Genomic DNA, 25,283 nt, shown 5'->3' with positions numbered 1-25,283 from the left:
GTGGCACCATGACCCAGTGACCCACGCAACGCCGCGCCCCATCCAGGTCGTCGCCCACCGCGGCGCCTCGGAGGATGCCCCCGAACACACCCTGGCCGCCTATCGCAAGGCCATCGAGGACGGCGCCGACGCTCTCGAATGCGACATCCGGCTCACTGCCGACGGCCATCTGGTCCTGGTTCACGACCGCCGGGTGAACCGCACGTCCAACGGCCGCGGCGCCGTCTCCGCCCTGGAGCTGGCCGATCTCGCCGCCCTCGACTTCGGCTCCTGGAAGGACCGCGAAGAGTCCCCCGACTGGGACGCGGACCCCGAGCGCACCTCCGTCCTCACCCTGGAGCGCCTGCTGGAGCTGGTCTCCGACGCCGGACGGCCGGTGCAGCTCGCGATCGAGACGAAGCACCCGACCCGCTGGGCCGGACAGGTGGAGGAGCGCCTCCTGTTCCTCCTCAAGCGTTTCGGCCTGGACGCCCCGCCCGCTGAGGGCCCGCACCCGGTGCGGGTGATGAGCTTCTCGGCACGCTCCCTGCACCGGGTGCGGGCGGGCGCCCCGACGATCCCGACGGTGTACCTGATGCAGTTCGTCTCGCCCCGGATGCGCGACGGCCGGCTGCCCGCCGGGGTGAAGATCGCCGGTCCCGGCATGAGGATCGTGCGCAACCACCCCGCGTTCATCCGCAAGCTCCAGGCCGCGGGTCATTCCGTCCACGTGTGGACAGTGAACGAGCCAGAAGACGTTCAGCTGTGCGCTGATCTGGGTGTAGAAGCGATCATCACGAACAGACCTCGCCAGGTTCTGTCCCAACTCGGACGCTGATGCCCCTTTTCACCCACCGACCCCTCCCGCCCCGCTGGTCACAGGGTGTGCCCCGGCGCATCCGTTCCGCATTCATTCGACATGAATGCGTCAGAGGGCTCCGCTTGGGCGGTTTCCGGTCCAGGCCATTGGGGCATCCAGACCATGCGTGGGGCTAAGGAGGTTCCGGGGGTGGCGTTGGTGGTGGCACAGGAAGTGCCCACGTCGTCGTACATGGATGTACGCCATGGTCCTGCGGGCGTGGGCGAGGCGAGACAGCGGATGCGCGAGCAGTTGCGTATCAGCGGGGTGTCCGAATCGGTCGTGGACGATGCCGTACTGATCCTTTCCGAGCTGCTCAGCAACGCTTGTCGACACGGCAGGCCACTGGGCGCGCGGGAAGTCGGGGACGGGGAGATACGCGCCGCATGGCGCGTCGACACAGCGGGGCGACTGACGGTCGAGGTCACGGACGGGGGCGGGCCCACTCGCCCTGTTCCTTCGACGCCCTCGGTCACCGCGCGCGGTGGACGGGGGCTGAACATCATCAGCGCCCTGGCCCAGGACTGGGGTGTCCGGGATGGAGCGGCGGGTGAGGTCACCGTCTGGGTGATCGTTGCCTGTGGGCCCCGGCACGACGATTTCGCTACGCGCGTTGCGCCCCCGGCGATCGACTTCAGTACGGCCTTCGACGATCTGGATCCGTGAACCCGGGATCCCCGATCCCGATCACCGCAGAATCCGGTAATCGCAGGAGTCATCACAGTAGTACCGGTCATCCGCACAGGCGGCCGTCCGGGAGCGCACGCCGACCGTGCTCCCGGCCGCACCCCACCGGTTCCGGCGGTACGAACGGCTAGGCTCGCGCCCAGACACGACGCCGTACCGCCGCAACCGGGAGACACCCACGATGGCCAAGAAGCGCCCCGCAGCCAAGACTGCAAAGCCGCAGCTCAACAACGGTGAGATCCCGGTGGTGGGCGCCCGCGAACCCTGCCCCTGCGGATCGGGGCGCCGCTACAAGGCCTGTCACGGCGCAGCCGCCGCGCACGCCGTCACCGAGCACGTGCAGCGCCCCTTCGAGGGCCTGCCGGGCGAGTGCGACTGGGTCGCGCTGCGCGAACTCGTGCCCGCGGCCACCGTTCCGCTGTCCCTCAAGGGCGGCCTGCCCGAGGGCGTCCCCTCCGTCACGCTGGTCACCGTGCTCCCCATGGCCTGGCCGGCGCTGCGCCGCGAGGACGGTTCCGTCCTGCTCGGTCTGCAGAACGACTCCTCCACCGGGGACCTCGGCCGCGACATGGCCGACACCCTGGAGCGGGCGCTCGTAGCGGAGCCCGGTACTCCGATTGCGGCTCGCCGGGTTCCGGCCGAGGGACCGCGACTTCAGGATCTCCTGGACACCGACGGCGGTTTCGAGCCGGTTGTGCACAGCGGCTTCGAATTCTGGATTCCGGAATCGGAGAGCGCCCAGAGCGCCTCCCCGGAGATCGCCGCCTCGCTGGAGCGCGCCAACGCGGCCGCCATTCCCACCGTCAAGCTGGCCGGCGTCGACGCGGCTTACTGGTGCGAGACCCCGGAGAAGAACCACCTGCGCTGGGTCATGCCGCACCCCGAGGAGAAGCTGCTCGACGCCCTCGCGCGGCTGCACGCGGCCGGCACGTCCTCGCTCGGCGAAGGCACCCGACTGGTCGGTTCCTTCCGTGCGCACGGCCTGATGGTCCCGGTCTGGGACCTGCCCACCGGGGTCACGGCCGACGACGTCGAGAAGCCCGCGGCGGAGTTCGCGGAGCGGCTGGCCACGGCGCTGGCCTCGGACGCACCGCTCACCACGGAGGAGCGCCGGGCGCGCGGCGGACTCACCAACCGCCAGGTGACCCTCAGCTGACCCGCACCCCCGCGCAGGCCCGGTGACCGGAGTCACAACTCCCGCTAATCGTCTGCAAATCGGTGTCTGAATATCAGAGATCGAATTTGCGTACAGGCGATCTCTTGTTACCGTTCTTGTAGCCCGGTCGCTGGTGCATCCCCCGTCGCCAGCGACCGGGCCCTTCCATTTCCGGTGACACTCAACCGTCACTTGGTGTCGGTGAGTTGCTCCCGGACCGAAGCAGCAGCTGTCCTTCATCATCCGGAACTGCAAATTCCGCTACAGCGGAGTAACTGTCCGGCGCTCCGACCGAATCCTCCTTGGGCGTCTCGCACAGCCCCGGCTCGTCGCCCGCGCCGACCGTGCACCGGATCTGCACCGTGCGCCTGGCCGGCCCCATCACCGTCAGCACCGCATCCAGAGCGCGACCACTGGTGTTCCGGTAGTAACTCCGGCCCCACGTCCGGCCCTCACCCTCCAGGACGCAGGTCTGCGCCTCCACGCCGTGCGGCGAGGACAGTTCGGGGCCGCACCGGGAATCCGTACGGGGCTGCTCGACCGGGCCGGGCCGCTCGGGACCGGCCGGCGCCGCCGAAGGCGCGGGCGGCTCAGGAGATGTACGCGACGAACGCGACGGACTTGAGGAGTCCGAAAGCCCGAGCGTCGAGAACAAGCCGCCGCCTTTTCCGTCATCCTGACCGGCAAAATCCGGCCCGGCGATCGCTCCTGCGAGCGGGAGCGACAAGATGATCAGCACACCGGCACCGATACCGATCAGGCGGAGATTCATTCGCCGAAGATAGCGATGCGGGAAAGGGGCACGGAGATCCCCGCGCCCAATTCCCTTGGAAACTCGTTCCGCTGGCACCCGTACGAGTGATCAGCCGAGCCGGGGCGGGTCAGTACGCGAGTCGGCTGCCGCCGCCCGGCGCACCACTGCTCGCCTCGACCAGCGCGTGCACGACCGCCTCGACCTCGGGCAGCCAGAGCTCGGGCGCGCGCACCGGCCCGGCCGACCCCGCCGGTCGCACCGGCCCCGCCGGACGCGCCGGCCCCGAAAGCGGTTCCCGTTCCCATCGCACCTGGCCGCCGCTGGACGCGGCGGAGGGCGGCAGCAGGAGATATCCGCCCTCACCGTGGAAGCGCAGCGAGGACGGCACGTGGTCCTTGGCGTACAGGAGTTCACCGAGCTGTTCCAGCGAGTACGGCGCCACCAGGAGCGACCAGCGCGTCGGCGTGGCCACGATCGGCCCGAGCCGCATGCCTTGCGCGTCCAGCCGTACGAGGGCCCGCGCGGCCGCGGCGGCAGGGAGGCTCACCGCGCACGGAGCGGTCCCGCCGGTGGCCATCAGGACGGGGGCGGTGGGCCGGTTGGTCCACCACCAGGCCACCATCCGGGGGTCGGTGGTGGCAGCGAGCAGCCCCGGGTCGAAGGGGTGCGCGCCGGGGACGACGCAGTCGGGGTCGGGGCAGGCGCAGCGCGATCCGTCCGTGGCGGACCGGCCGACGCCGGGCAGCACGGGCCATTGCCATGCGGTGGCGCAGGTGAGCGCCGCGTCGAGGAGAGCCGACGTGCCGCTGGTCTCTTCCGGGGTGGGGCGCAGGGATTGAAGACGATCACGGAGCCGCTGGAGACGCCTTCCGAGGATCTCGCGCATGAGCGCTCGTTCCTTTCCGTTGAACGTCGAGGGCCACATCACACCATGTAAGCGGTGTCTCACCACACGTACACGTTTCGCGTCACTGTCCGCAATAAGCAGGTTCACACGGTTCGTGCAGTTTTCTTACGGGTCCATCAAACGTCCGGCGGGGGCGGAGCGCGACCCGCACCGGATACCGAGACCGGCTGCCGCCGCTAAGGACGGCGTCCCGTGCCGGACGGTTCCCGGCGCCTGCCCGGGCAGTGCCGAAGCGGCACCAGGCGGCGCCAACTGGCTCCGAGCACTACCGATTACGTACCCGAACCCCCTGTAGAGCCCGTCCAGTCGACCGCAAAAACCGTTCGCTTCCGGCTTTTTCCGGCCAAGTTCTAGCCTTGGCTGGACAGTGAGTTGCCGCCCCACGGACACCAGGATTCCCACCTGGGCAATGCTGGACATGCATCCATGTGTGCGTGTAGATGTGGATTCCTTGATGGCGGCGCAGCACGATCTGGGGGTTTGCGATGCTATATGGCGAATCGCACCAGGTGGAAAGGCGGACGCCATGAGCGCCCCGCATCTGCCGAAAGTGGCTGGAATCGATCCAGCAGTGACGACGTCACCGCACACTGTGGCGCCCACGACCGCCCGCACCACCCCCGCCCCGGCCCCGGCGCCCGGACCGGGCAGCCTCATCCAGGACCGGCTGGCGGGCATGGTCTCGGACCTCACCACCCTCCACGAACTCACCGAGCGCCTGGCCCGCACCAGCGATCTCGACTCCTCCCTCCACGAGTTCCTGCGCGCCGGAGCCGCACTCGTCGGCGCCCGCCGCGGCCTGATCGTCCTGGAGCCCTCCGACGGACTCGGCCCCACGCACACGATCGGCCTCGGGCTCGGCCACGCCGACCTCGGCCACATCGAGACGGTGCCGCGCAGCGCCACCTCGTACGGCCGCATCCTCGACGGTCTCCCCGACGCCCGAGGCGGCTCCGAGGTGCTCCCCGAACCGGGCGAGCCCGCCGGCACCGGGGGTTTCGGCGCCCCCGTCGACCCCCGCCACCGCGAGGTCGCCGCCCGCCTCGGCTACGCCGCCAGCTACGCCCTGCCGCTGACCGCCGAGGCCACAGGCCGGCTCGGCGCGGCCGTCTGGCTCTACGACGAGCAGGCCGAGCCCAACGACCGCCAGCGCGACCTCGCCGGGCTGTACGTGCGGCACGCCGCCGAGCACCTGGCCCGGATGCTGGAGGTGGAACGCTCCCGCTCGCGCCTGGCCTCCATCAGCGAGGAACTGCTGCCCAGCCGGCTCCCCCGGATCCCCGGGGTCCAGCTCGCCGCCCGCCACCACACCGGGCCGCGCGGCGGGGGCGACTGGTACGACGCCCTGCCGCTGCCCGAGGGCGCCCTGGGGCTGGCCGTCGGCTCCGTCACCGGATCCGGGCCCGGCGCCGTCGCCGCGATGGGCCGGCTCCGGGCCTCGCTGCGCGCCTATGCCGTCATGGAGGGCGAGGACCCCGTCGCCGTCCTGTCCGACCTGGAGCTGCTGCTGCGCCTCACCGAGCCCGCGCGCTCGGCCACCGCGCTCTTCGCCTACTGCGAGCCCCTCGGAAGCCCGGGTGCGGGCAGCCAGGGGAGCAAGATCATCCTGGCCGGTGCGGGACACACCCCGCCGCTGCTGATCGGCGAGCGCCGCACGGAGTACGTGGAGACCTCGCTCTCCGCGCCGCTGGGGATGCTGTCCTGCTGGGAGGCGCCGAGCGTGGAGATCGAGCCCTCACCCGGAGAAACGGTGCTGCTCTACACGGACGGGCTGCTGCGGCGCACCGGAGACCCGATGGACCGGGCATACGCCCGGCTGCACGCGGCGGCCGCGGGGGTTCCCCGTACCGCCCGGGACGACCCGGCCGCGCTCTGCGACCACATCCTGCGGACCGTGCTGCCCGAAGGGGAACCAGCCGACCTCCCCGAGGACATCGTGCTGCTCGCCGCCCGGTTCGAGTGAGCTGGGGCCATTTGGTCTGTTACAGCTGTTTTGTGCCAAACAGCACATGCCCTCCCGGGCGTTTCCCCTCCCACCTACGATGGACAGGGCCCACACCCAGGTCCACACCCATCGCAGCTGAGGAGAAGACGTGGCTGACGAGCTCACCCCGGAGACCCCGGAAGAAGAGCAGCCCAAGAAGACGCACAAGCAGCGCAAGAACGGTCTGTACCCGGGCGTCAGCGACGAACTCGCCGAGAGCATGCGCACCGGCTGGGCCGACACCGAGCTGCACGGGCTGGAGCCCATCGCCCAGGCCGCGCACACCGCCGCCCGCCGCGCCGCGCTGTCCGCCCGTTTCCCCGGCGAGCGGCTCGTCGTCCCCGCGGGCCGCCTGAAGACCCGCTCGAACGACACCGAGTACCCCTTCCGCGCCTCGACCGAGTACGCGTACCTCACCGGCGACCAGACCGAGAACGGCGTCCTGGTCCTGGAGCCCACCGGGGAGACCGGCCACACGGCCACCATCTACCTGCTGCCGCGCTCCAACCGCGAGAACGGCGAGTTCTGGCTCTCCGGCCAGGGCGAGCTGTGGGTCGGCCGGCGCCACTCCCTCACCGAGGCCGAGCAGCTCCTGGGCATCCCCGCCAAGGACGTGCGCGAGCTCGCCGAGGCCCTCACCGAGGCGGAGGGCCCGGTCCGCAACGTGCGCGGCCACGACTCGGTCATCGAGTCCGCCCTCACCGACAAGGTGACCAAGGAGCGCGACGAGGAACTGCGCGTCTACCTCTCCGAGGCCCGCGCCGTGAAGGACGACTTCGAGATCGGCGAGCTGCAGAAGGCCGTCGACTCCACCGTCCGCGGCTTCGAGGACGTCGTGAAGGTCCTCGACAAGGCGGAGGCCACCTCCGAGCGCTACATCGAGGGCACCTTCTTCCTGCGCGCCCGTGTCGAGGGCAACGACGTCGGCTACGGCTCCATCTGCGCCGCCGGCCCGCACGCGTGCACCCTGCACTGGGTCCGCAACGACGGCGACGTCCGCTCCGGCGACCTGCTGCTGCTCGACGCCGGTGTGGAGACGCACTCCCTCTACACCGCCGACGTCACGCGCACGCTGCCGATCAACGGCACGTACACCGACATCCAGCGCAAGATCTACGACGCGGTCTACGAGTCCCAGGAAGCCGGCATCGCCGCCGTCAAGCCGGGTGCGAAGTTCCGCGACTTCCACGACGCCTCCCAGCACGTGCTGGCCGAGAAGCTCGTCGAGTGGGGTCTGCTGGAGGGGCCGGTCGAGCGTGTCCTGGAGCTCGGCCTGCAGCGCCGCTGGACCCTGCACGGCACCGGCCACATGCTGGGGATGGACGTCCACGACTGCGCCGCCGCGCGCACCGAGGCCTACGTCGACGGCACCCTGGAGCCGGGCATGTGCCTCACGGTCGAGCCCGGTCTGTACTTCCAGGCCGACGACCTGACCGTGCCCGAGGAGTACCGCGGCATCGGCGTCCGGATCGAGGACGACATCCTCGTCACCGAGGACGGCAACCGGAACCTGTCGGCCGGGCTGCCCCGCACCTCGGACGAGGTCGAGGCCTGGATGGCGCGCCTCAAGGGCTGACGGCCCGGGGGCTGGCCCCCTCGGGGGCCGACCCCCTTTGCGTGACGATGGGCGGGATCCGATGGGCGGGATCCCGCCCATCGGCGTACCTACGGCTCGGCGTACCTACGGCTCGGCGTACCTGCGACTCGACGTACTGCGACTCGGCGCGCCCACCTGCCACTCGGCGCGCCCACGACGTGGCGTACCTGCCACTCGGCGCGCCTACGACACCTTCAGCAGGGCGTCGTCGCGCCACTTCAGCATCTTGTCGAAGCTCACCACCGCACCGCGGCCCGGCCGGTTGCGGAAGCGGACGTGGTCGGCGAGTTCCTCGATCAGGTGCAGGCCCCGGCCGTGCTCGGCCAGCGACGGTCTGTGACGGGTCTCCGTGGCGGGCGGGAACCCCGGACCCGAATCGGTCACCTCGATCCGGCAGCGGTCCCCGTCCAGATACGCCGTGACGTGGTACGCCCCGGTCTCGTCCGCGATACCGCCGCCCCCGCCGTGCTCCACCGCGTTCGCACACGCCTCGCTCAGCGCCACAGAGAGGTCGAAGGAGATGTCCGGGTCCACCCCCGCGGTCTCCATCGTCCCCAGCAGCAGTCGCCTGGCGAGCGGCACGCTCGCGGCTTCGCGCCTCAAGTGGAGAGACCACCAGATGCTCATACCGTTACCTATTGCCGCCTATGGTGGGCCGTAAGCGCCCGTCGGCCGTCCGAGCGCTCCATTGCCCTCGTTCGGCCGACGCGGCCCTCCCGGACCCCGGTGTATGCGGCGTCCACCTGGCCGTGGCCGTCGAAGCGGCCCATGGCGGACGCATGGGACCTTCCGGACCTGCCGTATGAAGGCCTCAAGGGCAGTGCGATGATGGCCCGGCCATGACCGACCCCCACGCGACGCACGCCGGAACCGGCCTCCGGCTGATCCGGGCCGCGGTGTTCACCGCGGTCTGTGTCGTGCTGTCCGCGGCCGGGCACGCCCTGGCGTCCTGCGCCACCGTGCCCTGGTGGTCGCTGTGCATGGGCTTCCTCGCCGTTTTCGCCGTCGCGGCCCCGCTCGCGGGCCGCCGTCGCGCGCTGCCCGGCATCGCCGCCGGGCTGGCCGCCGGGCAACTCACGCTGCACGTGCTGTTCGGCCTCGGCCAGCACGGCGCCGCGGCCGAACAGGCACCGGCCGGGGCCTCCGACGCCTCGCTGGCGGAACTCGCCGCCAGGCTGGTGTGCGGCGGCAATTCCGTACCGCTCAGCCCCGCCGACGCCCGCCAGATCCTGGAGTCCGCCGGTCTGGACCCGGCTGCCCTGACCGCACAAGCCGGACAGCTCACCCAGGCTGGGCAGGTCGTGGCTCAGGGGCACAGCACTCACACGCACCTGGCCCAGGCCTCCACCGCAGCGCCCGCGACCGGGCTGTTCAGCCCGGCCATGCTGCTCGGCCACCTGCTGGCGGCGCTGGCCGCCGGCTGGCTCCTCGGCCGCGGCGACGCCGCACTCTTCCGGCTCGTCGAACTGTCCCGGATCTCCGCCGAAGCCGCACCGGTACGCCCGCTACGGGCCGCGCTGGCCTTCGTACGCGCCCTGGGCGCCGGCCTCCCGGGCGCGCCCGCCCGTACCGCGCGGGTCCCGCGGACCGGGGCCGATCCCGCCGCAGCCACCGGCCGGGAGGCACTCCACCACTCGGTGATCAGGCGCGGGCCGCCCACGGCGCTCGCCCTCGCAGCCTGACGCGGCACCCTCCTCCCCGGGACACACGGCGGGAGCACCGGTGCCGCGAACTCCGCGCGCGCCCGCGCCCGGAGCCCCGTCACCACCGATCCCGTGGAGTGTTTCTGCCATGAAGGCCTCTCGCGTCTCCTTCGCCGTCGCCCTCGCCGCCGGTACCGTCCTCGTCCTCTCCGGCACTGCCTTCGCCCACGTCGGCGTACAGCCCGGTGAGGCCACCAAGGGCGGCTACGCGACGATCAACTTCAAGGTGCCCAACGAGCGCGACAACGCGTCGACCACCCAGCTGGAGGTCAACTTCCCGGTCGACCAGCCGCTCACGTCCGTGATGCCGCAGGACGTTCCCGGCTGGACCGTGACGGTCGAGAAGAGCAAGCTCGACAAGCCGCTGACCGTGCACGGCAAGCAGATCAACGAGGCCGTCACCAAGGTCACCTGGTCCGGGGGCAAGATCGAGCCCGGCAAGTTCCAGCAGTTCCCCCTGTCCGTGGGCAAGCTCCCCGAGAACGCCGACCAGATGGTCTTCAAGGCGATCCAGACGTACGACAACAACGAGGTCGTCCGGTGGATCGAAGAGGCCAAGGAAGGCGCCGCGGAACCGCAGAACCCGGCGCCCGTCCTGAAGCTCACCGCCGCCAAGGGCGACGACCACCACGGCGACGCCAAGACCGACCAGGCCAAGAACGCCGACAAGGACGCCAAGGACGCGCAGCACGGCCACGACGAGGCCGCCGACAAGGACGGCTCCGACACGACCGCCCGTGTCCTCGGCATCGCCGGCATCGTCATCGGACTCGGCGGTGTCGCCTTCGGCGTCGCCTCGCGTCGCCGCTCCGCCTGACCGGTCGCGCCCGTAAGGCCTGTCGTTCTCAGACATCCGTAAATCCCCGATCCCAGGGACAACTCTTCATGCGCACCACACGTGTGACGGTCGCCGCTCTCCTCGCGGCGGCCGCGCTCACCCTGACCGCCTGCGGCGGCCAACCCGCCGACGCCGGCTCGGTCACCCAGATCTCCGGCGGCCAGAACAAGGCCAAGGCCGCGACCGTTCTGGACCGCCCCTTCAGCAAGCCGGAGCTCGTCCTCACGGACACCACCGGCAAGCCGTGGAACCTGCGGGAGCAGACCAAGGGCAAGCCGACACTCATCTACTTCGGCTACACGAACTGCCCGGACGTGTGCCCGCTGACGATGAGCAACATCGCCGTCGCCAAGAAGGCGCTCCCCCAGGCGGAGCAGGACAAGCTCCAGGTCGTCTTCGTCACCACGGACCCCGAGCGGGACACTCCCGACTCCCTCGGCGCGTGGCTCAGGTCCCAGGACCCGGCCTTCACCGGCCTCACCGGGGACTTCGCCACCATCCAGGCCGCCGCGCGCTCGCTCGGCATCGGTATCGAGGCCGCCAAGAAGGAGGCGGACGGCAGCGTCGTCTCCATGCACGGCGCCCAGGTCATCGCATTCTCGCCCAAGACCGACGAGGGCTACGTCCTCTACGGCGAGGGCGCCACCGTCGACGACTACACCAAGGACCTGCCGAAGATCATCAAGGGAGAGAACCCGTGACCGCCCGCACCACCCGCACCCTCGCCGCCGCCCTCTCCCTGACGGCAGCGCTCGCCATATCCGGCTGCTCCGACTCCAAGGACGACGCGGCCGAGGCCGCGCCGACGGTCAGCGGCGCGTTCATGCCCGAGCCCGTCAACGACAAGATGGCCGGCGCGTTCATGGTCATCAAGAACGACTCCAAGACCGCCGACAAGCTCACCGGCGTGACCTCCACGCTCTCCGACGATCTGCAGATCCACGAGACCAAGGACCAGAAGATGCAGCAGGTCCCGTCCCTGGACGTGCCCGCCAACGGCGAGCTCAAGCTGGAGCGCGGCGGCAGCCACATCATGTTCATGGGGCTCAAGAGCACCCCGAAGGTCGGCGACAAGGTCACCGTCGAGCTGCGCTTCGAGAAGGCCGACCCCGTGAAGGTCGAACTCGACGTGAAGGAACGGACGTACACCGCGCAAAACTCCAACGCCCACTGACGGACCGAGGAAGCCACACGCCATGACGGCCACCGCCCCCGCCCCCTCCACGGTCCACGCCCGGGCCACGGCAGTTCTGCCGCGGCTCGCGCTGGTCCTCGCAGCCCTGCTGGCAACCCTGTTCACCGCGGCCTCCCCGGCCACGGCACACGCCGCACTCACCGCGAGCGACCCCAAGGACGGGGCGGTGGTCGCCACGGCCCCCGCCCAGGTCACGCTCTCCTTCTCGGAGCAGGTCGCCATGGGCGACGACTCCATCCGCGTGCTGGACCCCCAGGGCAAGCGCGTGGACACCGGCGAACTGCGCGACATGTGCAGCGGGAACACCGTCCGCTACGGCACCGCGCTCCACTCCGGCCTGCCCAACGGCACCTACACCGTCGCCTGGCAGGCCGTCTCCGCCGACAGCCACCCGATCTCGGGCGCCTTCACCTTCTCCGTCGGAGCGCCCTCGGCCACCGCCGTCACCCTCCCCGCCCAGCAGGCGGGCGGCGGTCCCGTCGGCATCGCGTACGGGATCGCCCGCTACGCCGCTTACGCCGGCTTCGCCGTCCTCGTCGGCGGCGCCGCCTTCATCCTGCTGTGCCTGCGCCGGGGAGCCGCCGAACGCCCGCTCCAGAAGCTCGTCGTACGCGCCTGGGTGACCCTCACCGCCGCCACCCTCGCGATGCTGGTGCTCCGCGTCCCGTACACCGGGTCGGGGAAGTTCGCCGACGTCTTCGACCTCGACGGACTGAAAGCCGTCCTGGAAACCAAGACCGGCGCCTCACTGGTCTCCCGGCTGCTCCTGCTGGGCGCGGCCGCCCTTTTCATCGCCGTCCTCTTCGGTGTCTACGCCCGCCGCACGCAGAGTGCCGCAACGGCGGAGGAGGCCAAGGACACCAGCGACCTCACCTTCGGCCTGGGCATCGGCGGCGCCGTCGTGTCCGGCGGTATCGCCGCCACCTGGGCCTTGTCCGAGCACGCCTCCACGGGCATCCAGCCCGGTATCGCCATGCCCGCCGACATCCTGCACCTGCTGGCCGTCGCCACGTGGCTCGGCGGACTCGCCGCACTGCTCGTCTCCCTGTACAAGATCCCCGGGATCGAGCGGGCGGCGGTCCGGCGCTTCTCCAAGGTCGCCTTCGTCAGCGTCCTGGTGCTCGTCGTCACCGGCGTCTACCAGTCCTGGCGCCAGCTCGGCAGCTGGTCCGCCCTCACCGGCACCTCGTACGGACGGTTGCTGCTCCTGAAGGTCGGGCTGGTCACTGTCCTCGTCGGTATCGCCTACGTGTCCCGGAAGTGGACCGCACGGCTCGCCGAGGCCGCCGAGGCCACCGCCCATGTTTCACGTGAAACAGCCACCGCCGCAGCGGATGTTTCACGTGAAACAGAGCCCGTCACCGTGCCTGCCGACCCCCAGCGGGCCGCCCAGCTCGCCCGGCAGCGCGCCGCCCGCGAGAGCGCGCGCGAGAAGCGGGTGCGTGACGCCGACCCGGAACGCGCGGGCCTGCGCCGCTCCGTCCTCGCCGAGGCCGGTGTCGCCGTGGCCCTGCTCGCGGTCACCACGGTCCTCACGAGCACCGAACCCGGGCGCACCGTGGAGCGGGAGGCGACCCGGGGCTCCGCCGCCACCGCCGTTCCCGACCGCGCCGTCAAGGTCACCCTGCCCTTCGACACCGGCGGCCCGAACGGCAAGGGGAACGTCCGGCTGGAACTCGACCCGGGCCGGGTCGGCGCCAACACCCTGCACCTCTGGGCCGACTCCGACGACGGCAAGCCCCTCGACCTTCCCGAGATCAAGGTGGCCTTCACCCTCCCCGCGAAGGACATCGGCCCCCTCCCGCTGCTGCCCGACCGCTCCGCCCCCGGACACTGGACCGCGTCGGGCGTACAGCTTCCGCTCGCCGGCGAATGGCGCATCGACGTGACCGTCCGTACCTCCGACATCGACCAGACGACCGTCCAGAAGACCGTGAAGATCGGCTGACCAGCGTGACCGAGAGCAACCCCGACATCGAGATCTCCCGCCGCCGCCTGCTGGGCACCGTGGGCGCCGCAGGCGCCGCCGGGCTCGCACTCGGCGCCGCCGGTGGCGCCCTCGCGCACTCCGCGCTCGGCGACTCCGGGAACGCCTCCGCCACCGGGGACGCCGCGCGCCTGTCTTCTGTCGGCGCCACCCAGGCCCCCTTCCACGGCGACCACCAGGCCGGCATCACCACGCCCCTGCAGGCCAAGGGGCACCTCGTCGCCTTCGACCTCGCCGCCGGCGCGGGCCGCACCGAGGCCGCCGCGCTGCTGCGCCGCTGGTCCGAGACCGCCCGTCGGCTCATGGCGGGGGAGACCAGCGCGACCGAGGACACCGGCATCGCCCTCGACGCCGGTCCGTCCTCCCTCACGGTCACGTTCGGCTTCGGCCACTCCTTCTTCGAGCGCACAGGCCTGAGCTCCCGCCGCCCTGCCGCCCTCGACCCGCTGCCGGACTTCTCCTCCGACCGGCTGGACGATCGGCGCAGCAACGGCGACCTGTGGATCCAGATCGGCGCGAACGACGGGCTCGTCGCCTTCCACGCCCTGCGCGCCCTCCAGAAGGACGCCGGGGAGGCTGCCCGCGTCCGCTGGCAGATGAACGGCTTCAACCGCTCCCCCGGCGCGACCGCCTCGCCGATGACCGCCCGCAACCTCATGGGCCAGATCGACGGCACCGGCAACCCGAAGCCCTCGGAGCCCGACTTCGACAAGCGGATCTTCGTCCCCGCGGCGGGACCCGGGCCCGCCGAGCACTCCTGGATGGCGGGGGGCTCGTACGCCGTCGTCCGGCGCATCCGGATGCTCCTCGACGACTGGGACAAGCAGTCCCTCGCCCAGCAGGAGCAGGTGATAGGCCGTACCAAGGCCACCGGCGCCCCGCTGACCGGCGGCGGCGAGACCACCGAGATGGCGCTCGACAAGATCGGCGCCGACGGCAAGCCGGTCATCCCGTCCAACGCCCATGCCCGGATCTCCGCCCCCGAGCAGAACGGCGGAGCCGCCATGCTGCGGCGCCCCTTCTCCTTCCACGACGGGATCGGCGCGGACGGCGCCCCCGACGCGGGGCTCCTCTTCGTCTGCTGGCAGGCCGACCCGCTGCGCGGGTTCGTCCCCGTCCAGCGCAAGCTCGACCGGGGTGACGCGCTGTCGGCGTTCATCCGGCACGAGTCCAGCGGCCTGTACGCGGTTCCGCCCGGCCCCCGCGCCGGTGAGTACGTGGGGCAGCGGCTGCTCGAAGGGTGAACGGCACCCCGGCGGGCAGCACCCCGGCATTAGGCTGACCGCATGTCGGCCACCCGCTTCACATATCTCGGTCCCGAGGGCACTTTCACCGAGGCCGCCCTCCGCACGCTGCCGGAAGCCGCAACCCGGGAGCTCGTCCCGATGGTGTCGGTCCCGGCCGCCCTGGACGCCGTACGCAACGGCGAGGCCGCTGCCGCCCTGGTCCCGATCGAGAACTCGGTGGAGGGCGGGGTCACCGCCACCCTCGACGAGCTGGCCTCCGGCGAACCGCTGATGATCTACCGCGAGGTACTGCTGCCGATCGCCTTCGCGCTGCTCGTAAGGCCGGGCACAGCCCTGTCGGACGTCAAGACGGTCACCGGGCACCCGGTCGCCCAGCCGCAGGTGCGCAACTGGCTGCGGGCGAACCTGCCCGACGCGGTGTGGGAGTCGGCCGCCTCGAACGCCGACGGCGCCCGGCTGGTCCAGGAAGGCCGCTTCGACGCGGCGTTCGCGGGCGAGTTCGCCGCCGCCACCTACGGGCTCGTCCCGCTGGTGACCGAGATCCATGACGCGGAGAACGCCGAGACCCGCTTCGTGCTCGTCGGGCGCCCCGCCCGGCCCGCCGCCCCGACCGGTGCCGACAAGACCTCCGTCGTGCTGTGGCTCGGCGACGACCACCCCGGTGCGCTGCTGGAGCTCCTCCAGGAGTTCGCCGTGCGCGGGGTCAACCTGATGCTGATCCAGTCCCGGCCGACCGGGCAGGGCATCGGCAACTACTGCTTCGCGGTCGACGCCGAGGGCCACATCTCCGACCGGCGCGTCAGCGAGGCCCTCATGGGCCTCAAGCGGACCTGCCCCCAGGTCCGGTTCCTCGGCTCCTACCCGCGCGCCGGTGTCGCTCAGGGTGACGTCCGTGCTCCGCGGCCGGGAACCTCCGACGGTGATTTCACGGCAGCGTCCGACTGGCTGACGCGCTGCCTCGACGGCCGGGCCTAGAGCTTCGTCCACTGTCCACAGAGTTATCCACAGGCGGAGATGGGGACCTGGGGACAAGTCGACAGAACGGCACGACAAGGTCGACAAATCGGTCGCGGGGCCCAGGTTTCGCGCTGGGGAGCGGGAGGTGAACGGCGTCACCCCCGCATCACGGATCAACTCTTTGGGGCGAGCCATTCCCACCCGAATGAGTGTGTGAGGGTGGTTTGAACCCTGATTCGTCCCGGCCGACCGCGGGCCGCGAATGATCTATCTCCGTGTCCACAGATCCGGCGCACAGCCTGTGGATAAGATGTGGGCGGCGGGAATTCCTGTGGACAAGGAACCCTTCCGGCCCTGCTCAGGCCATGCCAGCCCTCGACGTTGTGCCCCTTTTCGGGGAATGGGCCCGTTTTTATTGACCGCCCGAGAAGCATCACTTCCGGCCAGTCACCAAGTCTTATCCATTTGCCGCAATTGAGACATAGCGACACGCAGCGTGATATCGGTGTGATCCCAGGAACCCCAGCCCGGTAGCCTGGTGGGGTGATTGACCTCCGGCTGCTCCGTGAAGACCCTGACCGTGTCCGCGCCTCGCAGCGCGCCCGTGGAGAGGACGTCGGGCTTGTCGACGCACTGCTCTCCGCCGACGAGCGCCGCAGGTCCTCCGGCGCGCGCTTCGACGAACTGCGCAATGAACAGAAGTCGCTCGGCAAGCTCATCCCCAAGGCCTCTCCGGAGGAGCGGGCCGAGCTGCTGAAGAAGGCCGAGCAGCTCAAGCAGGACGTCAAGGCGGCCGAGGCAGAGCAGAACGAGGCCGACGAAGCGGCCAAGCAGCTCCTCCTCCAGCTCGGCAACATCGTCCACGAGGACGTCCCGGTCGGCGGCGAGGAGGACTTCACCGTCCTGGAGACGCACGGCACCATCCGCGACTTCGCCGCGGAGGGCTTCGAGCCCAAGGACCACCTGGAGCTCGGCGAGTCGCTGGGCGCCATCGACGTCGAGCGCGGCGCCAAGGTGTCGGGCTCGCGCTTCTACTACCTCACCGGTGTCGGCGCACTGCTCGAACTCGCACTGGTCAACGCGGCCATCGCGCAGGCCACCGAGGCCGGCTTCATCCCCATGCTGACCCCGGCGCTGGTCCGCCCGCGCGCCATGGAGGGCACCGGCTTCCTCGGCCAGGCCGCGGAGAACGTGTACCACCTGGAGAAGGACGACTACTACCTGGTCGGCACCTCCGAGGTCCCCCTCGCCGCGTACCACATGGACGAGATCATCGACGCCGACAAGCTGCCGCTGCGGTACGCCGGCTTCTCGCCGTGCTTCCGCCGCGAGGCCGGCACGTACGGCAAGGACACCCGCGGCATCTTCCGCGTCCACCAGTTCGACAAGGTCGAGATGTTCTCGTACGTCGCGCCGGAGGAGGCCGAGGCCGAGCACCAGCGGCTCCTGGAGTGGGAGAAGCAGTGGCTGACCAGCCTGGAGCTGCCGTTCCAGGTGATCGACGTCGCCACCGGTGACCTGGGCGCCTCCGCCTCCCGCAAGTTCGACTGCGAGGCCTGGATCCCGACCCAGGGCAAGTACCGCGAGCTGACCTCCGCCTCCAACTGCGACGGATTCCAGGCCCGCCGTCTGTCGATCCGCTACCGCGACGGCAAGAAGACCCAGCCGCTGTCCACGCTGAACGGCACGCTCTGCGCCGTACCGCGCACGATCGTCGCGATCCTGGAGAACCACCAACAGGCCGACGGCACCGTTCACGTTCCCCCGGTGCTCCGTCCGTACCTGGGCGGCCGTGAGGTCCTGGAGCCGGTCACCAAGTGAGTCCGGCCCCGTTCCCGTACAAGCTCGTCGCGACCGATCTCGACGGCACGCTGCTGCGTGGCGACGACACCGTCTCGGAACGCACCCGTGAAGCGCTCGTCGCGGCCACCGCGGCGGGCGCGGCGCACATCATCGTCACCGGCCGCGCCGTGCCGTGGACCCGGCACGTACTGGACGATCTCGGCTACAAGGGGATCGCCGTGTGCGGGCAGGGCGCGCAGGTCTACGACGCGGGCGCGCACCGGCTGCTGACGTCGGTGACGCTGGACCGGCAGCTGGCCGGTCTGGCGCTGTCGAAGATCGAGGCCGAGATCGGTCCCCTGGCCCTGGCGGCCAGTCGGGACGGGGTGGACGGCGAAGTCCTGTTCGGTCCCGGCTACCAGGTGCAGGAGGGCCTCCCGGCCGTCTACCTGGAAGACACGGCGGCGGTGTGGACGGCCCCGCTGAACAAGCTGTACATCCAGCACCCGGGGCTGGACGACGACGCGCTCGTCAAGGTGGCCCGGGCGACCGTGGGCAGCCTGGTCGACATCGTGATGGCCGGTCCCGGCATCGTGGAGATCCTCCCGCTGGGGCTGACCAAGGCCACCGGCCTCTCCCTGGCCGCGCGCCGGCTCGGGGTGAAGGCGGCGGAGACGATCGCCTTCGGCGACATGCCCAACGACATCCCGATGTTCGGCTGGGCGGCGCACGGGGTGGCCATGGCCAACGCACACGCGGAGCTCAAGGCGGTGGCCGACGAGGTGACGGCCTCCAACGAGGAGGACGGCATCGCGGTGGTGCTGGAGCGTCTGTTGGGCGCCGCCTAGCCCGCACGACGTACATACGAGAGGTCCGGGGCAGCCCGCGCCAGACGGCGCGCTCGAAGTGGCTGCCCCGGACCTTTTGTTGCTCCCCGCACGACTCACTCTGCACCGGTCTGAAGCCCCTTACCAGCGATTTTCCGTGCATCAGCCGCGGATCCGGCGGCGGCGCCAGTAGGCGACGGTCACGACCGCCAGCAGCGGACCCCACAGCAGCAGCGGGGCGTAGGACAGGGTGAAGAACCAGTAGCCGAACCCTTCGCCCGGGGAGTCGGGGTTCGCCGCGATGACGTCGTTCCAGCCCGCGGCGCCGAGCAGGGTGATCCCGGTGAGGGCGAGGGCCCCGAGGGTGGCCGGGACCACGGCCACGAGCGGCGCGATGCGGCGGCCGCCGATCCGGGGGACCCAGTGGGGCACGACCTCGCCCCAGCGCTGGACCATGCCGAGGGCGAGTAGACCCAACACCTCCTGGAAGGCACTGAGGGCGAGCAGCAAGAGGGATCCCCGGCCCGGATAGTTCGAGTGGTGCAGTTCGCTGCCCACACCCCAGCCCACCGGAATTCCCGCGGCGATGACGAGCCGCCAGACGCAGCTGGGCAGGACCGTCAGGGAAGCGGCCTTGGCCGTCAGCCGTATGGTGCGGGTGGCTCCGGTGGCCGGGGCGGTGTCGAGCAGAGTCATCGTCGAAGTCCTTCTCAGAGGTGGCCGGTTGATGCCTCAAGCCTCTTCTTCCGGGGCCCGCCGGGACCATCCGCCGATCAGCAGGCCTGTTACGGCGTGGACTTCGCCTCCTCTGCCGATCGGCAGATGGCCGGTGTCCGGGGCGGCTCGTAGGGTCGGGGCGTGACCTTGAAACCGAGCGCGCTGTACGCCCCCGTGCTGGCCGTGGCGGCCCTGCTGTCCCTGGTCGGTACGGCCGTGCGCGTCCCCGACACGTGGACGCTCGCCGGGATGGCGGTACTGCTGCCACTGCTGGCCCTGGTGGCCCGCTGGTCCCCGGTACGGTCCGGGAGCCTCGCGGGCGCCGTGGGCGTGGCGGCGGTGGCGCTGTGGCCGGTCCCGCTGGTGTGGGCGACCGGCTCGTGGCTGGACATCGGCGGGGCCGCGGCCTTCTGGTTGCTGCCGGCCCTCGCAGCGGTGGGCGCCGGCGGCTACCTGCGCCGCCAGGCGGCCCGGATGCGGCGGGCCGTTCGGGACGCGCGACGCGACCAGCAGCTCGAACTGGCCCGCGATCTGCACGACTTCGTGGCACATGATGTGAGCGCCATCGTGGTGCAGGCACAAGCGGCCCGGTTCGTGGCCGCGCAGGACCCCGGGCAGGCGGTCCGCGCACTGGAGCGGATCGAGACGGCGGGCCTGAGCGCCCTGGAGTCGATGGACCGTACGGTGCACGCCCTGCAGGAGGCCGCGGGCGGCCCGACCGCTCCGGTACCGGGACTGGCGCAACTGCCGGAACTGGTGGAGCGGTTCGAGGGCGGGTCGCTGGACGCCGACCCGGCAGCCGTACGGGAGCTGTCGCGGGAGGCGGACACCACGGCGTACCGGGTGGCCGTGGAAGCGTTGACGAACGTACGCCGGCACGCGCCCGGGGCGGCCGTGGTGCGGGTCGCCATGCGCCGGGCCGGGGCAGCCATAGAGCTCAGCGTGACCAACTCCGCCGCGGCCCGCGGCGCGGGCGGACTGCTGCCCCGCATACGGCGGAGCGGGACCGGACTGGCAGGCCTGCGCGGGCGGGTGGAGGCGGCGGGCGGGACGCTGCGGGCCGGAGCGGACGCGGACGGCGGATGGCGGGTTTGCGCGGTCTTCCCGGCGCGGGAGCGCCCTCTCGGGTGATCATGGCGGCGTGACCACACGCATCCTGATAGCCGACGACCAAGAGGACATCCGCAGCGGTTTCCGGCTGATCCTCGACTCACAGCCGGACATGACCGTGGTGGGCGAGGCCGCGGACGGGGAGAGCGCGGTGGCGCTGGCCCGGGAGCTGCGCCCCGACGTGGTGCTGGCGGACATCCGGATGCCCCGCCTGGACGGGCTGGAAGTGACCCGGCTGCTGGCACCGCAGACGCGGGTCGTGGTGGTGACCACGTTCGACCTGGACGAGTACGTGCACACCGCGCTGCGCAACGGCGCCTGCGGCTTCCTGCTGAAGCGGTCGGGACCCGCACTGCTCATCGAGGGGGTGCGGGCGGCGATGGCCGGAGACACGCTGATCAGCCCGCAGATCACGGTGCGGCTGCTGAGCAAGATCGCCGAGGCGGGGCCGGCCGCCACCGCGCCGCGGGCGCCGGAGCCGCATCCGCTGACCGGCCGCGAGCTGGACATCGTGCGGCTGGTTGCGCGGGGGCTCACCAATGCCGAGATCGGCGCGGAGCTGTTCATCAGCGCGGGGACGGCCAAGACCCACATCGCGAACGTCCAGGCGAAGCTCGGAGCACGCAACCGGGTGGGGATCGCCGCGTGGGCGTGGGAGCACGGTGTGGCGAAAGCCGAAGCCGACTAGCGATGTTTCACGTGAAACAGAGGTCATGTTTCACGTGAAACAACGTGGCGGGTGAGCGGCCAGGCAAGCAGGCCGACGGAGAGCGCGATGGCGTGGCCGAGGTCGGTGAAGGTGCCGCCGGTGACGAGGGGGATCCCGAAGAAGGCGACGGCGCCCGCGAGGTAGAGCCATTTCCAGGGGCCGGGAAGCCGATAGGTGAGGACTCCGACGGCGGCCGCGAGCCCGTAGCTGACGCCGATGTCGACGACATGAGTCATGCTGCGCGGGGCGCGGTGGTCCTGGATGGCCATCAGCAGGACCCTCTGGCTGACCAGCGTGGCGACGATGTGGGCCGTCGCGACGATCAGGAGCCAGCGCAGGGTGCCGAGCCAGCGCTCGACGGGGGCGTGGAACAGCTCGAAGAGCAGGGCGTAGAGAGCGAGCGAAGCCGGGTTCTCGATCCAGAAGGCGCTGCTGAGGAGCGCCCGGACGGGGAATTTGACGAGCTGGTGGATGTTGCTGCTGTTGCGGTGGAGCAGGACGTGCTCGACCCGGTCGGGCGCGATCACGACGATGACACTGGTGACGGCGATGATCAGCAGCCAGATGTGCGTCCCGGGCGAGGAGCGTATCCAGGACCGTATGGGCCTGGACGGCTCTGGCTCGGCGTGCTCGATCATGCACCGATGATGACCTGCGAACCTGTGCCCCGCCTGGCCGGTGGGCCGGGCGGGGCACAGGTTCGCGGGTGGGTGCCGCGAGGGCGGCGGCGGGGTCTACTCCTCGCCGGCCAGGGTGAGACGGCGCAGCTTCTGGCCCGCGTAGAGGGTGGCGCCGACGGTGACAACGGAGAGCAGGACCACGGCGGTGGGCAGGCCGACGGTGGCATCGACGTAACCCTCGCCCGCGACCCTCTCGGCCAGGGACAGGGCCCACTGCTGGACGCTGAGGGTCTTGGCACCGGAGACCAGGCTGCCGAAGAGCGACTCCCAGATCAGGGCGTAGACCAGGCCGAAGACGACCGCGTGCCGGCTGACGGTGCCCAGGAGCAGGAACAGCGCGCTGTAGGCGATCGACGCCACGAGGGCGGCGACGGTGTAGGCGACGGCGATCTGCTGTCCGTTGCCGTTGAGGATGAAGCCCGCGATCAGGGTGGGGATCGCGGAGAAGGCCATGGTGACGGCGATCGCGACGATCAGCTTGGTCATGATGATCGTCGGGCGCTTCACCGGCTTGGAGAGCAGGTAGACGATCGATCCGTCGTCGATCTCGGGGCCGATGGCGCCCGTACCGGCGATGACACCGATCAGCGGGACCATCGTCGCGAGGGCGAAGCCGCCGAGCAGGTCGGCGGCGACCTTGTCGTCGACGCCCGTGAGCGCGCGGACGGCGATGGAGATGACGATCAGCAGGGCGGGTAGCAGGAAGAGGATCAGCGCCCGGCGGCGGCCGAGCAGGGCCCGGTAGGTGAGCCGGGCAACGGTGGGGTTGTACATGGGTGCCAGCTCCTTCAGGCCGCGACGAGGTAGGAGAAGACCGACTCGAGGGACTCGTCGGAAGGCGAGACCGTCAGCAGCCGGATGCCGTGCGCGCGGGCGACCCGCGGCAGCAGCTCGGTGAAGCGCCCGAAGTCGACGGCCTGGATGCGCAGGGCGCCTTCCTTCAGGTCGACCTCGATACCGGCCGTGGACGGGTCGGCGATCAGGGCCGCGGCGAGGGCCCGGTCGTCGGAGGAGCGGACGAGGTAGCGGTGCGGGCGGTCCGTCATCAGGCGGCGGATCTTGCGGAAGTCGCCCGAGGCGGCGTGCCGGCCGGCGACGACCACCTCGATGTGGGAGGCCAGCTGCTCGACCTCCTCCAGGATGTGGGAGGAGAACAGCACGGTGCGGCCGTCGTCGCCCATGCGCCGCAGCAGGTCCATCAGCTGCATGCGCTGGCGCGGGTCCATCCCGTTGAACGGCTCGTCGAGGAGCAGTACGGAAGGGTTGTGAACCAGGGCGGACGCCATCTTCACGCGCTGGCGCATGCCCTTGGAGTACGTGGAGATCTTGCGGTCCTGGGCGTACTCCATCTCGACCGTCGCCAGCGCCCGCTGCGCGGCAGCGTCGTCGAGCCCGTGGAGTTCGGCGTTGGCGACGACGAACTCGCGGCCGGTGAGGAAGTCGTACATGGCCTCACGCTCGGGCACGACGCCGATCTGCTTGTAGACCTGCTCGTTCCGCCAGATCGGCGTGCCGTCGAGGGTGACGGTGCCCGTGGAGGGGGCGAGGAAGCCGCCCATCATGTTGATGAGCGTGGACTTGCCCGCGCCGTTGGGGCCCAGGAGGCCGGTGACACCGGGCCCGATGCGCATGGTCACGTCGTTGACGGCGACGACGTTCCCGAACCAGCGGGAGGTGTGGTCGATGTCGATGATGGTCACAGCCCGGCCTTCCGGTAGCGGGCCATCAGGGCGGCGTAGGAGCCGGCGATGAGGCCGAGGACGACGAGCAGGTAGACGAAGCCGGTACCGGCCGAGGGGCCCTCGCCGCCGGGGAAGGCGGAGGTGGCGCCGAGGAAAGCCGTCTGGACGCCGTCGATCAGGGTGATCGGGGAGAACAGGCCCATCCAGTCGATGGCTCCGGCGTTCCCGGTGCTGTAGGCGATCCCCTGAACGGCGGTCACCGCGCCGTACGGGATCAGGAGCACGGCAATGATCGCGGCGACACCGAAACCGCGGCGCGGGGTGAGCGCGGCCATGACCAGGCCGAGGCCCGCGAAGAGCAGCGACAGCAGCAGTACCGACACGAGTCCTTGCCCGAATCCCTTGGTCTGGTCACCGAAGTCGAACTTCGCCAGCAGCGAGCCGATCCACATGATCAGCAGCGGGGTGGCAGTGAGGATGAACAGGGCCGAAGCCATGGCCGCGTACTTGGCCACGACGTAGTCGACCCGCTCGATGGGCCGTGAGAAGTAGAGCGGCACGGTCTTGAAGCGCAGGTCCCGGGAGACCGACTGAGGTGCCTGGGAGGCGAGGTAGAGGCCGATGACCACCTGGGTGGTCAGGGCGTACGTCGTGTACTTGATCGGCAGTTCGGTGGAGCCGGGGACGGCGATGGCCACCGCGACGAGGATCAGCGCGGGGACGCACATCACCGCGAAGAGGATCATCGGCAGCACCTTGGACTTGGCGGAGCGGCCGAGTCCGTAGGCGCCGCGCAGGGACTGCGAGAGCAGCGACTTGCGGGCGTAGGCGCGGCCGAGCCGGGGGCCGTCGTAGGACCGGTAGCCGATGTTGTGGATCTGGGTCGAGGTGTCAGGCGCCATCGGAACCGGCTCCCTTCTGCTGGATGGGCTGCGCGGGCTGGTCGTTGTCGCGGAAGACCTCCGCGATGTGGTGGCGGCGCTGCTCCATGCGGACCAGGCCGATACCGAGGTCGGCGACGGTGTCGCGGACCGTGTCGTACGTGTCCTCGCCCGTGGCCTCGACCAGAAGGATGTGGCCGGCGCCGGGCAGACCCTGCTCCTCGGCCGCGTGGAGGGCGAGGCCCGCCGCGGTGAGCGCCTTGCGCAGGGCGGCGGTGCCGTCCGGGTGCGCGTCGGAGTCGGTGACCTCGACCGCGAGGGTCGTGGTGATCTGGGTGAAGTCGCTGGTGGAGCTGGAGCGCAGCAGCTTGCCGCCGTCGACGACCACGACGTGGTCGCAGGTCCGCTCCAGCTCGCCGAGGAGGTGTGAGGTGACCAGGACGGAGATGCCGAAGTCGGTGTAGACGCGGCGGATCAGGCCGAGCATCTCGTCGCGGCCGACCGGGTCGAGCCCGTTGGTCGGCTCGTCGAGGAGGACCAGCTGGGGGTCGTGGACGAGCGCCTGGGCCAGCTTGACGCGCTGCTTCATGCCCGTGGAGTAGCCGCCGATGGGGCGGTAGCGCTCCTCGTAGAGGCCTACGTGGCGCAGGGTGTCGGCCGTGCGCTCGCGGGCCGCGGTCGGCGGGAGCCCGGACATGCGGGCCATGTGGACGACGAACTCGGTGGCCGAGACGTCGGGTGGCAGGCAGTCGTGCTCGGGCATGTAGCCGACGCGTTCACGGATGGCGCTGCCATGCGTGGTGACGTCGAGGCCGAGCACGGCGGCGCTGCCCTCGGTGGCGGGGGACAGTCCCAGCAGAATTTTGATCAGCGTGGACTTGCCGGCTCCGTTGGCACCCACGAGGCCGGTCACACCAGGCCCGATGTCCAGGGAGAGCCGGTCGAGGGCGGTCACTCGGGGGTACCGCTTGCTCAGGCTTTCGGTCGCGATGACAGTCACGGGTTCGACGTTAGTGGCGGAGTTCCCGCGAAACGTCAGACCTTG

The 25,283-nt window shown here is 70.8% G+C and carries 25 protein-coding genes; 16 read left to right on the top strand and 9 right to left on the bottom strand.

Annotated features, from left to right (window positions below; genetic code table 11):
* Positions 1-16: 16 nt before the first annotated feature.
* The 3 genes from ACGFYQ_RS16870 to ACGFYQ_RS16860 all read left to right on the top strand — a co-directional run bounded on the left by ACGFYQ_RS16870 (position 17) and on the right by ACGFYQ_RS16860 (position 2,681).
* The gene (locus ACGFYQ_RS16870) at positions 17-817 is read left to right on the top strand and encodes a glycerophosphodiester phosphodiesterase (RefSeq protein ID WP_393744466.1); all 801 of its coding nucleotides are present in this window, start codon (positions 17-19) and stop codon (positions 815-817) included.
* A 171-nt stretch (positions 818-988) separates the two neighbouring features.
* The gene (locus tag ACGFYQ_RS16865; RefSeq protein WP_393744464.1) at positions 989-1,504 is read left to right on the top strand and encodes an ATP-binding protein; all 516 of its coding nucleotides are present in this window, start codon (positions 989-991) and stop codon (positions 1,502-1,504) included.
* 202 nt (positions 1,505-1,706) lie between these two features.
* A complete protein-coding gene (locus tag ACGFYQ_RS16860; protein WP_393744462.1) occupies positions 1,707-2,681 on the top strand; it encodes a DUF5926 family protein in 975 nt (324 codons plus the stop codon).
* Positions 2,682-2,862: 181 nt separating this feature from the next.
* Here ACGFYQ_RS16860 and ACGFYQ_RS16855 read toward each other — a convergent pair whose 3' ends face one another.
* A complete protein-coding gene (locus ACGFYQ_RS16855) occupies positions 2,863-3,453 on the bottom strand; it encodes a hypothetical protein (protein ID WP_393744460.1) in 591 nt (196 codons plus the stop codon).
* Between the two features lie 109 nt (positions 3,454-3,562).
* Positions 3,563-4,321, bottom strand: a complete 759-nt coding sequence (locus tag ACGFYQ_RS16850; protein WP_393744458.1) for a bifunctional DNA primase/polymerase — start codon at positions 4,319-4,321, stop codon at positions 3,563-3,565.
* 430 nt (positions 4,322-4,751) lie between these two features.
* Here ACGFYQ_RS16850 and ACGFYQ_RS16845 point away from each other — a divergent pair, with 430 nt between their 5' ends.
* A complete protein-coding gene (locus tag ACGFYQ_RS16845) occupies positions 4,752-6,305 on the top strand; it encodes a PP2C family protein-serine/threonine phosphatase (RefSeq protein WP_393744456.1) in 1,554 nt (517 codons plus the stop codon).
* A 130-nt stretch (positions 6,306-6,435) separates the two neighbouring features.
* Entirely contained in the window at positions 6,436-7,902 is a 1,467-nt protein-coding gene (locus ACGFYQ_RS16840) for an aminopeptidase P family protein (protein ID WP_393744454.1), read from the top strand.
* Between the two features lie 204 nt (positions 7,903-8,106).
* Here ACGFYQ_RS16840 and ACGFYQ_RS16835 read toward each other — a convergent pair whose 3' ends face one another.
* Positions 8,107-8,550, bottom strand: coding sequence for an ATP-binding protein (locus ACGFYQ_RS16835; RefSeq protein WP_393744452.1), 444 nt, complete (start codon positions 8,548-8,550; stop codon positions 8,107-8,109).
* Between the two features lie 212 nt (positions 8,551-8,762).
* On the opposite strand from ACGFYQ_RS16835, the gene ACGFYQ_RS16830 reads away from it, so the two are divergent.
* The 9 genes from ACGFYQ_RS16830 to ACGFYQ_RS16790 all read left to right on the top strand — a co-directional run bounded on the left by ACGFYQ_RS16830 (position 8,763) and on the right by ACGFYQ_RS16790 (position 18,480).
* On the top strand, positions 8,763-9,605 hold the full coding sequence (locus ACGFYQ_RS16830; RefSeq protein ID WP_393744450.1) for a hypothetical protein: 843 nt from the start codon (positions 8,763-8,765) through the stop codon (positions 9,603-9,605).
* Between the two features lie 109 nt (positions 9,606-9,714).
* Entirely contained in the window at positions 9,715-10,443 is a 729-nt protein-coding gene (locus ACGFYQ_RS16825; protein WP_393744448.1) for a YcnI family protein, read from the top strand.
* A gap of 68 nt (positions 10,444-10,511) precedes the next feature.
* A complete protein-coding gene (locus ACGFYQ_RS16820; RefSeq protein WP_393744446.1) occupies positions 10,512-11,165 on the top strand; it encodes an SCO family protein in 654 nt (217 codons plus the stop codon).
* Positions 11,162-11,638, top strand: coding sequence for a copper chaperone PCu(A)C (locus tag ACGFYQ_RS16815; RefSeq protein ID WP_393744444.1), 477 nt, complete (start codon positions 11,162-11,164; stop codon positions 11,636-11,638). The genes ACGFYQ_RS16820 and ACGFYQ_RS16815 overlap by 4 nt, the downstream gene beginning before the upstream one ends.
* Positions 11,639-11,660: 22 nt before the next feature.
* Entirely contained in the window at positions 11,661-13,607 is a 1,947-nt protein-coding gene (locus ACGFYQ_RS16810) for a copper resistance CopC/CopD family protein (RefSeq protein ID WP_393744442.1), read from the top strand.
* A complete protein-coding gene (gene efeB, locus ACGFYQ_RS16805; RefSeq protein ID WP_393744440.1) occupies positions 13,532-14,890 on the top strand; it encodes an iron uptake transporter deferrochelatase/peroxidase subunit in 1,359 nt (452 codons plus the stop codon). The genes ACGFYQ_RS16810 and efeB overlap by 76 nt, the downstream gene beginning before the upstream one ends.
* Before the next feature lie 42 nt (positions 14,891-14,932).
* Positions 14,933-15,868, top strand: a complete 936-nt coding sequence (gene pheA / locus ACGFYQ_RS16800) for a prephenate dehydratase (RefSeq protein WP_393744438.1) — start codon at positions 14,933-14,935, stop codon at positions 15,866-15,868.
* Between the two features lie 525 nt (positions 15,869-16,393).
* Positions 16,394-17,671 (top strand): serine--tRNA ligase, encoded by a 1,278-nt coding sequence (serS, locus tag ACGFYQ_RS16795; RefSeq protein WP_393744436.1) that lies wholly within the window; start codon positions 16,394-16,396, stop codon positions 17,669-17,671.
* The gene (locus ACGFYQ_RS16790) at positions 17,668-18,480 is read left to right on the top strand and encodes an HAD family hydrolase (RefSeq protein WP_393744434.1); all 813 of its coding nucleotides are present in this window, start codon (positions 17,668-17,670) and stop codon (positions 18,478-18,480) included. Before serS ends, ACGFYQ_RS16790 begins: the two co-directional genes overlap by 4 nt.
* Before the next feature lie 141 nt (positions 18,481-18,621).
* Here ACGFYQ_RS16790 and ACGFYQ_RS16785 read toward each other — a convergent pair whose 3' ends face one another.
* Positions 18,622-19,155 (bottom strand): hypothetical protein, encoded by a 534-nt coding sequence (locus tag ACGFYQ_RS16785; RefSeq protein WP_393744432.1) that lies wholly within the window; start codon positions 19,153-19,155, stop codon positions 18,622-18,624.
* Between the two features lie 162 nt (positions 19,156-19,317).
* On the opposite strand from ACGFYQ_RS16785, the gene ACGFYQ_RS16780 reads away from it, so the two are divergent.
* Positions 19,318-20,307, top strand: a complete 990-nt coding sequence (locus ACGFYQ_RS16780) for a sensor histidine kinase (RefSeq protein ID WP_393744430.1) — start codon at positions 19,318-19,320, stop codon at positions 20,305-20,307.
* Between the two features lie 10 nt (positions 20,308-20,317).
* Positions 20,318-20,974, top strand: coding sequence for a response regulator (locus tag ACGFYQ_RS16775; protein WP_393744428.1), 657 nt, complete (start codon positions 20,318-20,320; stop codon positions 20,972-20,974).
* A 23-nt stretch (positions 20,975-20,997) separates the two neighbouring features.
* Here the strand turns inward: ACGFYQ_RS16775 and ACGFYQ_RS16770 are convergent, their stop codons facing one another.
* From ACGFYQ_RS16770 to ACGFYQ_RS16750, 5 genes are all read right to left on the bottom strand, one after another.
* Positions 20,998-21,633, bottom strand: coding sequence for a rhomboid-like protein (locus ACGFYQ_RS16770; protein WP_393744426.1), 636 nt, complete (start codon positions 21,631-21,633; stop codon positions 20,998-21,000).
* A gap of 96 nt (positions 21,634-21,729) precedes the next feature.
* Entirely contained in the window at positions 21,730-22,449 is a 720-nt protein-coding gene (locus ACGFYQ_RS16765; RefSeq protein ID WP_393744424.1) for an ABC transporter permease subunit, read from the bottom strand.
* Between the two features lie 14 nt (positions 22,450-22,463).
* Positions 22,464-23,375 (bottom strand): ABC transporter ATP-binding protein, encoded by a 912-nt coding sequence (locus ACGFYQ_RS16760; protein ID WP_393744422.1) that lies wholly within the window; start codon positions 23,373-23,375, stop codon positions 22,464-22,466.
* Entirely contained in the window at positions 23,372-24,259 is an 888-nt protein-coding gene (locus ACGFYQ_RS16755; protein ID WP_393744420.1) for an ABC transporter permease, read from the bottom strand. The genes ACGFYQ_RS16760 and ACGFYQ_RS16755 overlap by 4 nt, the downstream gene beginning before the upstream one ends.
* Positions 24,249-25,238, bottom strand: coding sequence for an ABC transporter ATP-binding protein (locus tag ACGFYQ_RS16750; protein ID WP_393744418.1), 990 nt, complete (start codon positions 25,236-25,238; stop codon positions 24,249-24,251). Before ACGFYQ_RS16750 ends, ACGFYQ_RS16755 begins: the two co-directional genes overlap by 11 nt.
* Positions 25,239-25,283 lie beyond the last annotated feature (45 nt).

The organism is Streptomyces sp. NPDC048258 (genome assembly GCF_043201995.1).
Classification (GTDB): domain Bacteria; phylum Actinomycetota; class Actinomycetes; order Streptomycetales; family Streptomycetaceae; genus Streptomyces.
Note: the sequence above shows the minus strand (reverse complement) of the source record. Positions and strands in the feature narration are given on the sequence as shown.